This is a genomic window from Flavobacterium tagetis (genome assembly GCF_016735615.1).
In the GTDB taxonomy this organism is placed as follows: Bacteria; Bacteroidota; Bacteroidia; order Flavobacteriales; family Flavobacteriaceae; genus Flavobacterium; species Flavobacterium tagetis.
On the sequence record NZ_JAERSF010000002.1, the window covers coordinates 830,811 to 846,113 of the forward strand.

General features: G+C 34.2%; 13 protein-coding genes. 11 read left to right on the forward strand and 2 right to left on the reverse strand.

Going from position 1 to position 15,303, the window contains the following annotated elements:
* Positions 1-155: 155 nt before the first annotated feature.
* A complete protein-coding gene (locus tag JI750_RS11130) occupies positions 156-2,426 on the forward strand; it encodes a M1 family metallopeptidase (RefSeq protein ID WP_202001535.1) in 2,271 nt (756 codons plus the stop codon).
* A 100-nt stretch (positions 2,427-2,526) separates the two neighbouring features.
* Here the strand turns inward: JI750_RS11130 and JI750_RS11135 are convergent, their stop codons facing one another.
* Complete coding sequence (locus JI750_RS11135; protein ID WP_202001537.1) at positions 2,527-2,694, reverse strand: hypothetical protein; 168 nt, start codon at positions 2,692-2,694, stop codon at positions 2,527-2,529.
* A gap of 201 nt (positions 2,695-2,895) precedes the next feature.
* Here JI750_RS11135 and JI750_RS11140 point away from each other — a divergent pair, with 201 nt between their 5' ends.
* The 10 genes from JI750_RS11140 (at position 2,896) to argH (ending at position 13,846) form a co-directional block, all read left to right on the forward strand.
* Positions 2,896-3,531 carry a GNAT family N-acetyltransferase gene (locus JI750_RS11140; RefSeq protein ID WP_202001541.1) on the forward strand — a complete coding sequence of 212 codons (636 nt, stop codon included), beginning with the start codon at positions 2,896-2,898 and terminating at the stop codon, positions 3,529-3,531.
* 64 nt (positions 3,532-3,595) lie between these two features.
* Entirely contained in the window at positions 3,596-4,789 is a 1,194-nt protein-coding gene (locus JI750_RS11145) for an argininosuccinate synthase (RefSeq protein ID WP_073409232.1), read from the forward strand.
* A complete protein-coding gene (gene argC, locus JI750_RS11150; protein WP_202001544.1) occupies positions 4,782-5,759 on the forward strand; it encodes an N-acetyl-gamma-glutamyl-phosphate reductase in 978 nt (325 codons plus the stop codon). The genes JI750_RS11145 and argC overlap by 8 nt, the downstream gene beginning before the upstream one ends.
* A gap of 90 nt (positions 5,760-5,849) precedes the next feature.
* Positions 5,850-6,989 carry an aspartate aminotransferase family protein gene (locus JI750_RS11155; RefSeq protein ID WP_202001547.1) on the forward strand — a complete coding sequence of 380 codons (1,140 nt, stop codon included), beginning with the start codon at positions 5,850-5,852 and terminating at the stop codon, positions 6,987-6,989.
* 108 nt (positions 6,990-7,097) lie between these two features.
* On the forward strand, positions 7,098-8,291 hold the full coding sequence (locus JI750_RS11160) for a glutamate-5-semialdehyde dehydrogenase (RefSeq protein WP_236673015.1): 1,194 nt from the start codon (positions 7,098-7,100) through the stop codon (positions 8,289-8,291).
* A gap of 97 nt (positions 8,292-8,388) precedes the next feature.
* Positions 8,389-9,150 (forward strand): glutamate 5-kinase, encoded by a 762-nt coding sequence (proB, locus tag JI750_RS11165; RefSeq protein WP_111291171.1) that lies wholly within the window; start codon positions 8,389-8,391, stop codon positions 9,148-9,150.
* 88 nt (positions 9,151-9,238) lie between these two features.
* Positions 9,239-10,192, forward strand: a complete 954-nt coding sequence (locus tag JI750_RS11170) for an N-acetylornithine carbamoyltransferase (RefSeq protein WP_202001550.1) — start codon at positions 9,239-9,241, stop codon at positions 10,190-10,192.
* Positions 10,193-10,287: 95 nt separating this feature from the next.
* Positions 10,288-11,061, forward strand: coding sequence for an acetylglutamate kinase (gene argB, locus JI750_RS11175; protein ID WP_202001553.1), 774 nt, complete (start codon positions 10,288-10,290; stop codon positions 11,059-11,061).
* Positions 11,062-11,355: 294 nt separating this feature from the next.
* Complete coding sequence (locus JI750_RS11180) at positions 11,356-12,426, forward strand: M20 family metallo-hydrolase (protein WP_202001556.1); 1,071 nt, start codon at positions 11,356-11,358, stop codon at positions 12,424-12,426.
* 139 nt (positions 12,427-12,565) lie between these two features.
* The gene (argH, locus tag JI750_RS11185; RefSeq protein WP_202001559.1) at positions 12,566-13,846 is read left to right on the forward strand and encodes an argininosuccinate lyase; all 1,281 of its coding nucleotides are present in this window, start codon (positions 12,566-12,568) and stop codon (positions 13,844-13,846) included.
* 79 nt (positions 13,847-13,925) lie between these two features.
* Here the strand turns inward: argH and JI750_RS11190 are convergent, their stop codons facing one another.
* Positions 13,926-15,242, reverse strand: coding sequence for a pectate lyase family protein (locus JI750_RS11190; protein ID WP_202001563.1), 1,317 nt, complete (start codon positions 15,240-15,242; stop codon positions 13,926-13,928).
* Positions 15,243-15,303 lie beyond the last annotated feature (61 nt).

Below are 15,303 nucleotides of genomic sequence, written 5' to 3' on the forward strand. Positions count from 1 at the left end.
ATAGATGTAAATATATTTTATAAAATTTAGTTTTTTAAGAAAATGGCTTAAATTATTTTATTGGTAAAATTTTGCTAAAATTGAATTTATGTTTTGAATTATCTCTGTAAATAGCTTTTTTTTTCATTAATTTGCTACATAAACAGCTAAAAAATATGAAAAAGCAATCTGCAAAAGCCATTTTAACCGCGGCTTTATTTTTTGGGATTTCTTCAGTTTGGGCGCAGCAAACTCCGTCAGCACCAGCAGCAAATCCAGTAAACAATTACAATTATCATGATGCCTTTGGACCTCATTTTTACACTAAAAATGCAACTTCAACTCGTACTGCGAGCGGTGAGCCAGGAGTAGAATATTGGCAGAATAGAGCCGATTATCAGATTACGGCAAAATTAAACGGAACTACAAACGAGATTGTAGGGACAGATGAAATTACATATACTAATAATAGCCCTAATAAATTATCGTTTCTTTGGCTGAATTTAGATCAAAACTTATTTAAAGAAGATTCTAGAGGAAATGCTGTTGTGCCATTAACTGGTAGCCGTAACGGAGCCCAAGGCCAAGTTTTTGATGGCGGTAATAAAATTAAATCTGTAAAAGTAATTTCTGGAGGAAAAAACAAAACAGAAGTTGAAGCAAAATATATCGTTACAGATACCAGAATGCAGATTTTTCTTCCACAAGAATTGGCTGCAAAAGGAGGATCTGTAAAAGTTAAAATTGAATTCTCTTTTATTGCACCATTTGAAGGATCAGATAGAATGGGAGTTTTAGAAACGAAGAACGGAAAAATCTTTACTATTGCACAATGGTATCCACGTATGTGTGTGTACGATGATGTGAGAGGATGGAATACAGCTCCTTATTTAGGTGCTTCTGAGTTTTATTTGGAATACGGTGATTTTGATGTGAAATTAACTGTTCCAGGGAATCACTTTGTAGTAGCTTCTGGGGAATTATTAAATGGTCAAGAAGTGCTTTCTGCAGATCATTTCAAAAAATATAAAGATGCCGCAAACAGTGATAAAACGGTAACAATTCGTTCTGAGCAAGAAGTAAATTCAGCTTCAAATGCAAATGCAGGAACGGAAAAAACATGGCATTATAAAATCAAAAATGCACGTGATTTCTCTTGGGCATCATCTCCAGCTTTCATTTTAGATGGAGCAAAAATTAATCTTCCAAGCGGTAAAAAATCATTAGCATTATCTGCTTATCCTGTTGAAAGTGCAGGACAAGGTGCTTACGGGCGCTCTACAGAATATGTAAAAGCATCAATCGAACATTATTCAAAACAATGGTTCGAATATCCTTATCCAGCAGCTACAAACGTTGCAGGGAATGAAGGAGGGATGGAATATCCTGGAATTGTTTTCTGTGGATGGAAATCTAAAGGACAAGATCTTTGGGGAGTTACAGATCACGAATTTGGTCATATCTGGTTCCCAATGATTGTAGGTTCAAACGAAAGGCTATTTGCATGGATGGATGAAGGATTTAATACTTTCATTAACTCATTAAGTACTGCTGCATTTAATAATGGTGAATATAAAGAAGAACCAACAAATTTGCATGATATGGCAGAACCGTTTACTAGACCTGATTTAGAAACGATTATGAGTTCTCCTGATAACATGAAGGAAGCTAATATTGGTATGTTATGCTACTTTAAACCAAGTGCAGGTTTAGTGATTTTAAGAGAGCAAATTTTAGGCAAAGAACGTTTTGATACTGCTTTTAGAACTTATATTCAGCGTTGGGCTTACAAACATCCACAGCCAGATGATTTCTTTAGATCTATGGAAAATGTGGCAGGAGAAGACTTAAGCTGGTTCTGGAGAAGCTGGTATGTAAACAACTGGCGTTTTGATCAAGGCGTTAATTCTGTGAAATATGTAAAAAATGATCCAGCTAAAGGTGCGGTAATCACGGTTGAAAATTTTGATAAAATGCCAATGCCAATTGTTTTAGATGTAAAAACAAAAAGCGGAAAAGTGACAAGGGTTAATTTACCAGTAGAAATTTGGCAAAGAAACAATTCTTGGTCTTTCAAACATAATTCGACTGAAGAAATCGAAAGTATCACTTTAGATCCAGATCATGCTTTTCCAGACAATAATACGTCTAATAATGTTTGGACAGCGGGAAAAGGTAAGATAGAAAAAGATCTTATTTTAGATCCTTTTGTTGGTAGCTATGTTACGTCAAAATCGCCTTTGACAATTGAATTGACAGAGAAAAATAGTGTTTTAAATGCAGAACTTCCAAACTATCCTAAGTTTGCATTAGAGCCTGTTGCAAACGAAAAAGATACTTTCGAATCTGCGAGAGCTGGTTTAAAACTTAAATTTAATGAAGCAAAAACTGGTTTCGATTTGATACTTACAGGAAATGGGCAAGTGATTCCGTTTACAAAAAAATAATATTTTAAAAATATAATGGATTAAAAACCCGATAATTAGAAATAATTATCGGGTTTTGTTCTTTTGTATATTCACAAAACGTAAAAAAAATGTTAGAATTTTAATTTTTTGTTTTGTAAATTAAAAAAAGATGTACTTTTGCACCGATGAATAAAATAAGTTTACATATAACTTCTTTGTCACGGACAAACTCACCGATTACTTCTCCCGAAGTACGGACACTAGCTCTATAGTGTTCACTGAGTTTTATAGCCGTATATTTATTCATACCCATTTTTCATTTTGAAATCACATAATTTGTCCATTGGACAAACATATCCTAAAACTATTTATTTTTTTGTGAATTTTCTTAATCAATATTTTGATTTTGAGAATGTTACTTCTTTTATGCTTAATTTTATTGGATTCAATTCTGGATTTCAAGCGAATCAATATGCTTTAATTTTTAACTCTAACTTCAATAATTGAAATGAAGATCTCTATTGTTGTTACCCAGGAAGAACACTTCAAATACGCGCAAGAAATCTGCGATACGATAGAATCATCTGCCTTATTAAGAGGCACGGGGATTGCTAAAAGAACTCCTGAGTACATTCAGAAAAAAATGGCAAACGGTGATGCAATGATTGCTTTGGCTGATGGAAAGTTTGCAGGTTTTTGTTACATAGAAAGCTGGCAGCACGGAAAGTTTGTTGCGCATTCTGGATTAATTGTACATCCAGATTATAGAAGTCATGGTTTGGCAAAAAAGATAAAATCGAAAGTTTTTGATTATTCTTTGAAAAGATTTCCAGATGCTAAAATATTTGGAATTACAACTGGTTTGGCTGTAATGAAAATAAATTCTGAACTAGGTTATAAACCAGTTCCTTTCTCTGAACTTACAACCGATCCAAGTTTCTGGGCAGGCTGTAAAACCTGTACTAACTTCCCGATTTTACAAAGCAAAGAAAATAAAATGTGCCTTTGTACAGGAATGTTATACGACCCAAAAGAAAAACAAAAAACACCACCAAGACATCCTTTTAACGAGGCTGTTTTAAACAGACTTAAAAAGATCAAACAGGCATTATTTTTAAACAAAATCTTGTCATTGTTTGTCTAAGTCAAATGAATTAGAAAAAATCTCAAACTGCTACATACGAAAGTATTAGCCAAAATTATAAAAAATGAAAAAAGTAGTATTAGCTTATAGCGGAGGATTAGATACCTCGTATTGTTTGAAATATTTAAAAAATGAAAAAGGATACGAAGTTCATACTGTTCTTGTTGATACAGGAGGATTTTCTGCTGAAGAATTAACAGCTATTGAAAAAAGAGCTTATGAGTTAGGAAGCGCACAACACGCCAACTTAACCATTTTAGATAAATATTACGATAAAGCTATCAAATACTTGATTTTCGGAAACGTATTAAAAAACAATACATATCCATTATCAGTAAGCGCAGAGCGTGTTTTTCAAGCAATTGAAGCTATAAAATATGCGAAAAAAGTAGGAGCTACTGCAATCGCTCACGGAAGTACTGGTGCAGGAAACGACCAAATTCGTTTTGATTTGATTTTCCAGACTATTGCTCCAGAAATCGAAATTATTACTCCAATTAGAGATTTAAAATTATCAAGACAAGAAGAAGTAGATTATTTAGCTCAAAACGGAGTTCACTACTCTTGGGAAAAAGCACAATATTCTATTAATAAAGGGCTTTGGGGAACAAGTGTTGGAGGAAAAGAAACTTTAACTTCAAGTCAGCCATTGCCAAGTGAAGCATATCCTTCGCAATTACAAAAAGAAGGTGAAGAAAAAGTAACCCTTCATTTTGAGCAGGGAGAATTAGTTGGACTAAACGGAAAAACTGATAAACCATCAAATAATATCGTGGCTCTTGAAAAATTGGCAAGTGCTTATGCAATTGGTAGAGATATTCACGTAGGAGATACGATTATCGGAATTAAAGGTAGAGTTGGTTTTGAAGCTGCTGCGCCATTAATTATCATCAAAGCGCACCATTTGTTAGAGAAACACACTCTTGGAAAATGGCAACAATACTGGAAAGAACAATTAGGAAACTGGTACGGAATGTTATTCCACGAAGGTCAGTTCTTAGATCCAGTAATGAGAAACATCGAAACTTTCTTGCAAGACACACAAAAAACAGTAAACGGAACGGTAACAGTTTCATTAAAACCATATCATTTCTCACTTGACGGAATTGAATCTGAAAATGATTTAATGAACACAGGTTTCGGTCAATACGGAGAAATGAACAATGCCTGGACATCTGACGATGCAAAAGGATTTATCAAGATTTTAGGAAATGCACAAAACATATTCTCATCTGTAAACAAATTAGATCATGATTAATGTCGGAATTATTGGTGGTTCGGGCTATACGGCTGGAGAACTCATCAGAATTTTAATGTATCACCCAAAAGTAAACATTGATTTTGTTTACAGCACCACAAACGCCGGAAAACCACTTTCTGTAGCACACCAAGATTTGATGGGTGATATCGAAATGAATTTCACAGCTGAAATCAATCCAAATGTGAATGTTGTTTTCTTATGTTTAGGTCACGGAAAATCGATTTCATTTTTGAAAGAAAATCATTTTGCGAGTCATACTAAAATCATTGATTTAGGAAATGATTTCAGATTGAATAAAGATGCACATTTTGAAGGAAAAGATTTCGTTTACGGATTGCCTGAAATCAATAAAGCAGAAATCAAAAAGACAAATTATATTGCAAATCCAGGCTGTTTTGCAACGGCTATTCAATTGGCATTATTGCCTTTAGCAAAACATAATTTGCTGAATAATGATGTTCATATTAATGCTACAACCGGAAGTACAGGAGCAGGAGTAAGTCTTTCAGAAACTTCTCATTTCAGTTGGAGAAACAATAATATGTCACATTATAAAGCTTTTGAACACCAACATTTGGGAGAAATCGGAGAAAGTTTAGTTCAGCTGCAGGATGATTTTGACAGCGAATTGCTTTTTATTCCGAATAGAGGAGATTTTCCAAGAGGAATTTTTGCAACGTTATATACATTATGTGATGATAGTTTGGAGCAATTGGTTGCTAAATACGAAGATTTCTACAAAGATGAACCTTTCGTAACTATTACCACAACAAACATCAACATGAAACAAGTGGTGCAAACGAATAAATGTATCATTAGTTTATTGAAAAAAGGAAACCGGGTTCTCATAACATCAATTATCGATAACTTAACCAAAGGTGCTTCAGGACAAGCAATTCAAAACATGAATTTAATGTTCGGTTTAGAAGAAACCACAGGTTTACATTTGAAACCAAGCGGATTTTAATAATAGTTGATAGTTGTTGGTTTATAGTTGATGGAAACATCACATAAGACCATCAACCAACAACAATCAACCAACAACTAAAAAGAAAAAATGAACTTATTCAACGTTTACCCATTATACGACATAACTCCAGTAAAAGCAGTAGATTGTACAATTATTGACGACAAAGGAGTAGAATATTTAGATTTATACAGTGGACATGGTGTGATTTCTATCGGGCACACTCAGCCAGATTATGTTGCAAAACTTAAAAATCAGATTGATAATTTAGGTTTTTATTCAAATGCCATTCAAAATCCTTTGCAGGTGGAATTGGCACAGAAATTAGGAAAACTTTCTGGTTTAGAAGATTACGAATTGTTTTTATGCAGTTCTGGTGCTGAAGCAAATGAAAATGCTTTGAAATTAGCTTCTTTCCACAACGGAAAATCAAGAGTTGTGGCTTTTGATAATTCTTTCCACGGAAGAACTTCTGCAGCTGTTGCCGTTACAGATAACAAAAAAATTGTTGCACCATTAAACGCGCAGCAAGAAGTTACTTTTTTACCTCTAAACCAAATTGAATTAGTTGAAGCTGAATTGGCTAAAGGGGATGTTACAGCAGTAATTATCGAAGGAATTCAGGGCGTTGGAGGTTTAGATCAAGGAACAACTGAGTTTTTTCAGGCTTTAGAAAAAGCATGTAAAAAACACGATGTTGTTTTGATTTTAGACGAAGTACAATCAGGATACGGAAGAAGCGGGAAATTCTTCGCTTTCCAACATCACGGAATCAACGCTGATATTATTTCAGTTGCAAAAGGAATGGGGAATGGTTTTCCAGTAGGAGCGATTTTAATTTCTCCAAAATTCGAGGCAAGTTTCGGATTATTAGGAACCACTTTCGGCGGAAGCCATTTATCTTGTGCAGCAGGAATTGCAGTTTTGGATGTAATTGAAAAACTTGATTTACAGAAAAATGTAAATGAAGTTTATGAATATTTCTTAGAAAAAATCAAAGAAGTTGACGGAATCAAACAAGTAAAAGGAAAAGGATTAATGCTTGGAGTTGAATTTGATTTTGATGTAGCAGCTTTAAGAAAGAAATTAATCATCGAAAAACACATTTTTACAGGAAGCGCCAACAATAAAAATCTATTAAGAATTTTACCGCCGCTTACAGTGAAAAAAGCTGATATTGATACGTTTGTAAAAGCTTTAAAAGAAAGTTTAGAAGAATTAAAAAACTAATTCTCAATCAATATTAAACCTGACGGGTTTAGAAAATCCGCCAGGTTTAAAATATAAGTTTCTATTACTAAAAGAAACAACCAAAAAACAACCAACCAACTACAAATTATGAATCCATTATCAATTGAAAAACGAAATCTCGTTCTGCGGACCATGGCAAAACTGGTCGAACAGGAGCGGAATCAGATTATTTTAACCAATCAGGAAGATCTTGCTGATTACGACGGCTCAGATTTAGCGATGGAAGAACGCTTAAAAGTAGATGATAAAAAAGTAGATGAGATGATTTTATCATTAAACCAATTAGCTTCTCAGGAAGATCCCGTTGGCGTTGAGCGTTTTCATTTTACTCATGATAATGGAATAAAAGTAGTCAATAAAACAGCCGCTTTTGGAACGATTTTAATTATTTATGAATCTCGTCCAGATGTTACAATCGAAGCGGGCGGAATTGCTTTTAAATCAGGAAATAAGATTTTATTAAAAGGAGGAAAAGAGTCTTTAAAATCAAACTTGAAAATCGTAAGTCTTTGGCATAAAGCTTTAGAAGAAAACGGAGTTTCAAATGATTGGGTGGAATATCTCAATTACAACCGAACAGAAACTCAGGCATTTTTAGAAAAACCAACTCAAAAAGTTGATTTAATTGTTCCTAGAGGCGGAGAAAAGCTAATTGAGTTTGTAAAAGCACACGCAACTTGCCCAGTAATCGTAAGCGGACGAGGAAACAATTTTGTTTACGTTCATGAAAAAGCAGATACAGATTTGGCTTTAAAAGTAATTTTAAATGCTAAAACAGCTAAGATATCAGCTTGTAATGCTTTGGATAAAGTTTTAATAGATTCTAAACTTCCCAATTTTGAAGGTTTTACTGCAATGCTGATTGAAGAGTTAATAGAATCAAAAGTTGAAGTTATAGTAGATAAATCATTAGAGAATTTCGAAAATACCAAAACTATCGTAAACGAGGATATTTGGTACGAAGAGTTTTTAGATTATAAAATTGTGATTGGAACCATCGATTCTCAAGATCACGCAATCGATATGATTAATAAATATTGTGGAGGACATTCTGCAGCAATTATTACGAGAGATAATGAAGTCGCACAGCAGTTTATGGAATCGATCGATGCTGCAGCTGTTTACCAAAATGCTTCAACCCGTTTCACAGACGGCGGACAATTTGGTTTAGGAGGAGAATTAGCAATAAGCACTGATAAACTCCATCAAAGAGGCCCAATCGGTCTTCAGCATTTGGTAACCAATAAATGGTATGTTTACGGGGAAGGACAAATCAGATAATTAGATAATATGTCAATTAGATAATTAAACAATTGCGCCCCTAATAGATTTAAAAAAAACTTAGTGCCTTAGCGCCTTCGTGGCAAAAACAAAAGACATGGCAAAAAAAAGGATTTTATTAAAAATAGGAAGTAATACTTTAACCAAAGAAACCAATCATATTTCGCGGGGAAAGATTGAAGACCTCGGAATACAGATTGCAGCTTTAAATGACGAATATGAGTTTATCATAGTAAGTTCAGGAGCAATTGCAGCAGCAAAGCAGTTTGTAAAATTGGATAATCAGGATAAAGATGTTTTTGTAAAACAGGCTTTAGCTTCAATTGGACAGCCTCATTTAATGCGGATTTACAATGAAAATTTCAAAGATTTAGGATTAAATACCTCACAGTGTTTACTTTCTTATTCTGATTTCGAAAAAGAACAGACCAAAAAGAATATTGTAAATACCATTAATGTATTGGTTAAAAACAATTACATTCCGATTATCAATGAAAATGATACCGTTGCAACAGATGAGATTCGATTTGGAGATAATGATAAATTAGCAGCTTTAACAGCGGTTCTTTTAAATGTTGATATTCTGATAATAGCCACTAATACAAATGGAATTTATACGAAAGATTCTATTCACGATGAAAATCCAGAAACAATCAAATTGGTAAATGATTTGAAGTCTTTAGAAAAGGAAATCGGAGAATCGAAATCATCACACGGAACAGGAGGAATGCAGTCCAAAATAGAAGCGGCTGCAATTTCAAAAGCAGCGAATATCGAAACCTGGATTGTCAATGGATTAAATGATAATTTTATTTTAAAGGCATTAAAAGACGAAATTCCGTTTACTAAAATAATCTAATGAGTCAATTAGAAAATTAGTTAATTAGATAATGCACAATTATCAGATTTTCTAATTATCACATTATCTAAATTAATAAAGAAAACAAATGAACTATATCTCAATAAAAGACATCAACTCATTATCAAAATGGGTAAGACAAGCGATTAAAATCAAAAAGAATCCGCTTAAAAATCAAAGTTTAGGAAAGAATAAAACCCTTGGAATGTTATTTTTCAATCCGAGTTTAAGAACGCGTTTGAGTACTCAGAAAGCGGCATTAAATCTAGGAATGAACGTCATGGTAATGAATTTTACCAACGAAGGATGGACGTTAGAATTCGAAGATGGAGCAGTAATGAATTCTGGCGCTTCAGAACATATTAAAGAAGCTGCAGAAGTAGTTTCTCAATACTGTGATATTATTGCAATCCGTGCTTTTGCTGGTTTGGTTGATAAAGAGAAAGATTACCAAGAAACTGTTATTTCAGGATTTTTGAAATACGCTACAGTGCCAATTGTAAACATGGAAAGTGCTATTCGTCATCCGTTGCAGTCGTTAGCAGATGCGATTACAATGGAAGAATTCAAGCCTAGACACAAAGATAAACCAAAGGTAGTTCTTTCATGGGCGCCGCATCCAAAAGCGTTGCCTCAGGCAGTTGCCAATTCATTCGTAGAAATGATGCAGATGCAGAAAGATATGGATTTTGTAATCACGCATCCAGAAGGTTATGAATTAAGTCCAGAAATTACAAAAGACTGTACAATCGAATACGATCAAAACAAAGCTTTCGAAAATGCCGATTTCGTTTACGTAAAAAACTGGAGCAACTTCAACGATTACGGAAAAGTAACCAACAGCGATCCTAACTGGACCGTTACAGCTGAAAAAATGGCATTAACCAACAACGGAAAATTCATGCACTGTCTTCCCGTTCGTCGTAATGTAATTGTAAGTGACGAAGTTTTAGACGGAGAAAATTCAATCGTAATCGAACAAGCGAATAATAGAACGTATTCAGCACAATTAGTTTTACAAAAGATTCTTAAGAAGATATAATTTTTAAAGTTGCTAAGATTCTAAGCTACTAAGATGCTAAGAAACTTTGCGCAAAAAAAACTTAGTATCTTAGAATCTCAGAACCTTAGAATCTTATGAAAGTATCAGTAATCAAAATAGGTGGAAACATCATCGACAATCCAGCAGAATTAGAACAATTCTTAACCGATTTTTCTAAAATTGAAGGCTATAAAGTTTTAGTTCATGGCGGTGGAAAATCGGCTACAAAAATGGCGCAGAGTATTGGATTAGTTCCGCAGATGATTGACGGACGTCGAATTACAGATGCACCAATGCTTGATGTTGTCGTAATGATTTATGCAGGACAAATCAACAAACATATTGTAGCGCAATTGCAGGCAAAAGACAATAATGCAATTGGTTTTTCTGGGGCTGACGGAAATTTAATTCAGTCGACAAAAAGAAATCATCCAACAATTGATTACGGATTTGTAGGCGATGTAAAACAAGTTAATACCAAATTACTGGCGACTTTATTAGAAGCTGGAGTTGTTCCTGTTTTCTGTGCGATTACACACGACAAAAACGGGCAATTACTAAACACAAATGCTGATACCATTGCAAGTGAATTATCAATTGCATTATCGGAGGTTTTTGACGTTACGCTGACTTACTGTTTTGAAAAACAAGGTGTTTTAATGGATTCAGAAGATGATTCTTCTGTAATAACAGAAATCAACGAAGCATTATACAATAAACTAAAAGAAGAAAAAGTAATCCATTCTGGAATGATTCCAAAACTAGATAACTGCTTTAATAGTTTATCAAGAGGCGTGCAGAAAATCAAAATTGGACATCACAGAATGCTTCAAAATTCAGATATTCAGCATACAACGATTACGTTGTAAAGATATAGCCACGAATTGCACGAATTGACACTAATTTTTTTCTGCTAAAAAAAAAGAAAATAATTTTAAATGGACATCAAAAAGTCTATTTTGATTTTAAATCTGTTACAAAAAGATAATTTGTGAAAATTCGTGCAATTAGTGGCAAAAAAAGAGAACTGCGCAGTACTTTTAAATATTAATTTAAGAAATTTGCGCAAATTAATTTTCTGGCTAAGATTGGTAAAGTCATGCTTAAAAAACTTAGAATCTCAGTCCCGATAGCTATCGGGATAGCCTCAGAACCTAACAAAAATGAAAAATATAGATACGCTTACCCAAGAAGCAATTAGTTTATTAAAAAGCCTAATCGAAACCCCTTCGTTTTCAAGTGAAGAAGATCAAACGGCCCTTTTAATCGAAAATTGGTTCAATCAGAATGAAATTCCATTCAAGAGAGAAAACAACAATGTGTGGGCTTTCAATAAATATTTCGACGAAAACAAACCAACACTTTTACTAAACTCACATCACGACACGGTAAGACCGAATCAAGCTTACACCAACGATCCGTTTAAAGCAATTGAAAAAGACGGTAAATTATTCGGTTTAGGAAGTAATGATGCAGGAGGTTGTTTAGTTTCATTATTAGCGACTTTTGTACATTTCTACGAAAATCAAAACCTTTCTCACAATATTGTAATTGTAGCTTCTGCAGAGGAGGAAAGTAGCGGGAAAAATGGTTTAAACAGCGTTTTAAAGCATTTGCCAGAATTAGATTGCGCTATTGTAGGTGAGCCAACTTTGATGCAATTGGCAGTTGCAGAAAAAGGTCTTTTAGTTTTAGATGTAAAAGTAAAAGGAACAGCAAGCCACGCAGCACATCAAAACGATGATAACGCTTTATACAAATCAATTCCGGTAATGGAATGGTTTAAAAACTATAAATTCGACAAAATCTCAGACGTTTTAGGTCCCGTAAAAATGACCGTAACACAAATAAATGCTGGAAAACAACATAATGTTGTGCCATCAGAATGTGATTTAGTTGTTGACATTCGTGTAACAGACCGCTATACCAATGCTGAAATTCTAGAAGTGGTTAAAGCAAACGTAAACGCCGAAGTAACACCAAGATCGATGCACTTAAACGCTTCGTCTATTCCAGTTGCGCATGGTTTGGTTCAGGCAGGAATCGCTTTAGGAAGAACAACTTACGGCTCGCCAACACTTTCAGATCAGTCGGTTTTAAGCTGTCAGTCTTTAAAATTAGGGCCAGGAGAAACATTACGTTCGCATTCAGCAGACGAATTTATTTTTGTAAATGAAATTGTAGAAGGAGTCGACCTGTATATCAAAATACTAACCGATTTCTTTAAATTATAAGAAAAGAAAAACCGCCACGAATTCACGAATTATTTTTTTACTATCGAAATGAAATAGTAATTCGGATTAATTTGAAAAAAATAATCGCAAAGATTTGAAAAAAATAATTTGTGAATTCGTGGCGAAAAAAATACAACCTATGAAACTTTGGGAAAAAGGAATACCAACAGATAAACAAATTGAGCAATTCACAGTAGGAAACGATCGTGAACTGGATTTAGTTTTAGCAAAATACGATGCTTTAGGTTCAATCGCGCACGCTAAAATGCTTGGACAAATTGGTTTATTAACTCAGGAAGAAACAACTTCTTTAGTTGATGCATTAAACGAAATCATCGCAGATATCGTAGTTGGAAATTTCGAAATAGAAGACAGTTTTGAAGATGTGCATTCTAAAATTGAATATCTTTTAACTGTAAAACTGGGCGATGCAGGAAAGAAAATCCACACCGCACGTTCTCGTAACGATCAAGTTTTAGTAGATGTTCATTTGTATTTAAAAGACGAATTAAAAGCAATAAAAGAGCAAGTAAAAACTTTGTTTGACTTGTTGATGGAATCGGCAGAAAAACATCAAAACGTTTTATTGCCAGGTTATACGCATTTACAAATCGCTATGCCATCTTCTTTCGGGATGTGGTTTTCTGCTTATGCTGAAAGTTTAATTGATGATATTACAATGTTGAACGCTGCTTCAAAAATTGTAGATCAGAATCCGTTAGGGTCCGCAGCTGGTTATGGAAGTTCGTTTCCAATCAACAGAACTTTTACAACTCAGGAGTTAGGTTTCGAAACTTTGAAATATAATGCCGTTGCTGCACAAATGAGCCGTGGAAAAGCAGAGAAAATGGTTACTTTTGCAATGACTAGCGTTGCGGGAACGTTATCAAAATTCGCAATGGACGTTTGTCTGTATATGAGCCAGAATTTCGACTTTATTGGTCTTCCGGCGCATCTTACAACAGGTTCTAGTATTATGCCTCATAAAAAGAACCCTGATGTTTTTGAATTAATCAGAGGAAAATGCAATAAGATTCAGGCGCTTCCATACGAAATCACTTTAATTACAAATAATCTTCCAAGCGGATACCACAGAGATTTACAGCTTTTGAAAGAAGGTTTGTTTCCAGCGATTCAAAACTTAAAAGCTTGTTTAGATATTGCGATATTTTCAATAAAGGATATTACGGTAAAAGACCATATTTTAGAAGATAAAAAATATGATTATTTGTTTACAGTAGATACTTTAAACGAAATGGTTGTTGCAGGAATGCCGTTTAGAGATGCGTACAAAGCTGTTGCTGAACAATTAGAAGCAGGAACTTATAAATCTCCAAAAGAGACAAAACACACGCACGAAGGAAGTATCAATAATTTATGCCTTGATGCTATAAAAGATAAAATGAAAGCAGCTTTTTAGTTTTTTGTGAAATGTAAAAAGTAAGGTGTAAAATGTAAAAAGGTCATTGATTTGTTTCAATGACCTTTTTTTATGGAATTTAGTTTTTCACTAATTTAAATGTTTTACTTCTTTTATCTATCTGAACTTTGCAGACATAAATGCCTTTTGCAAGATTTCCGACGTTTAATTCTAATTTTTCGTCTGGAGAAACATTTTGGGAATGTGAATATACTTTTGATCCATTAGAAGAAAACAGATTCACTTCAGCCAAACCATTATCGGAGCTTGAAAAATCAATATTTAACAGTCGATTTATAACTGATGGATAATATTTTAAATCCAAATTATTTATATTGTTATTAAGTCCTAAATTATTGCAACTTGTAGAAAGAACGCCTTGAGCAGTAACCTGAAGCGTTGCACCAGCTCCGCACGAAGCATTTGAAATATACCCTGCAACATTACCAATTGGAAGAACGCTATAAGTGTACGAAGGTTTTGTTACTGCCGTTCCCGAATTTGCAGGGGCATTCAAACAATCTGTAAAAGCAATTCCAATTGTTCCGCCATCAGTGCTTATATAATTTTTAAAAGCAGTACCGATTTTAGCAAAGTCAGTTCCTTCTACATAACAAGTTGTATTGTTGCTTCCACCACCTAAACCAATTGCAAGTGAACCAGAAACAGAAGTGTTATAATAGCAATTTAAGATATGAAGTTCTGCATTTCTAGCTCTTGGCATTCGCTCTTTGCAGCCTTCAGCCCAATAACAGTTTTTAAAAGTAATGCTGTAATGTCCATCAGATGGTGCGTCTGTTTTAGAAGAGCCCACCAAATCAGAAAAACGATGATCATCGGCTCCGCCAGAACCTCCAGCTTTTGGCGCTTTAAGATAAATGAATTTGCACCAAGAAACTGTTATGTTATCTGCAGCGCCTTTATTGTCAAAATTCCCGTCCATTCCGTCTTGAAATTCGCAATGATCAACCCAGAGATTAGTAGCTTCTGAAGTAAGATTGTCACGTCCGTCTACATCATAAGCACCAGGACCTTCAAAAATTAAATTTCTTATGATAATGTTATTAGAACCAGGTTTTAAACTTAAAATTCCTGAACCAGCGGCTGTTTGATCCAGATTAACCAATCGCGCACCAGGAAGGCCAATTACTGTTTTATCATTTACTTGCAGACTGGTGTATGTACAATTTATAGTTCCCGAAACTAATATAACTTGCGGACTAGTTAATTTCAATTTTGCTGTTAAATCGGCTAGAGTAGTTACTGTAACTGGAGTTGCACTTCCTCCGCCAGTTGCAGAAGCTCCAAATCCTTCAGGTGCACTCATAAAATAATTTTGAGCAAACAGAAAGGAGCAAGGCAAAAGCAATGCTAATAATATAAGTTTTGTTTTCATTTTTTTAAGTGTGGTTTTTTGTGGTTTATCAATCAATGTAATCGATTGCACAAAAGTAAAA

What these genes read in the sequence shown, in the direction of transcription:
- JI750_RS11190 (WP_202001563.1), bottom strand. Translation starts at nt 15,242, where the DNA reads ATGAAAACAAAACTTATATTATTAGCATTGCTTTTGCCTTGCTCCTTT.
- JI750_RS11170 (WP_202001550.1), top strand. Translation starts at nt 9,239, where the DNA reads ATGAACTATATCTCAATAAAAGACATCAACTCATTATCAAAATGGGTA.
- JI750_RS11130 (WP_202001535.1), top strand. Translation starts at nt 156, where the DNA reads ATGAAAAAGCAATCTGCAAAAGCCATTTTAACCGCGGCTTTATTTTTT.
- JI750_RS11155 (WP_202001547.1), top strand. Translation starts at nt 5,850, where the DNA reads ATGAACTTATTCAACGTTTACCCATTATACGACATAACTCCAGTAAAA.
- JI750_RS11135 (WP_202001537.1), bottom strand. Translation starts at nt 2,694, where the DNA reads ATGAATAAATATACGGCTATAAAACTCAGTGAACACTATAGAGCTAGT.
- JI750_RS11145 (WP_073409232.1), top strand. Translation starts at nt 3,596, where the DNA reads ATGAAAAAAGTAGTATTAGCTTATAGCGGAGGATTAGATACCTCGTAT.
- JI750_RS11180 (WP_202001556.1), top strand. Translation starts at nt 11,356, where the DNA reads ATGAAAAATATAGATACGCTTACCCAAGAAGCAATTAGTTTATTAAAA.
- JI750_RS11160 (WP_236673015.1), top strand. Translation starts at nt 7,098, where the DNA reads ATGAATCCATTATCAATTGAAAAACGAAATCTCGTTCTGCGGACCATG.
- argH (WP_202001559.1), top strand. Translation starts at nt 12,566, where the DNA reads ATGAAACTTTGGGAAAAAGGAATACCAACAGATAAACAAATTGAGCAA.
- proB (WP_111291171.1), top strand. Translation starts at nt 8,389, where the DNA reads ATGGCAAAAAAAAGGATTTTATTAAAAATAGGAAGTAATACTTTAACC.
- argB (WP_202001553.1), top strand. Translation starts at nt 10,288, where the DNA reads ATGAAAGTATCAGTAATCAAAATAGGTGGAAACATCATCGACAATCCA.
- argC (WP_202001544.1), top strand. Translation starts at nt 4,782, where the DNA reads ATGATTAATGTCGGAATTATTGGTGGTTCGGGCTATACGGCTGGAGAA.
- JI750_RS11140 (WP_202001541.1), top strand. Translation starts at nt 2,896, where the DNA reads ATGAAGATCTCTATTGTTGTTACCCAGGAAGAACACTTCAAATACGCG.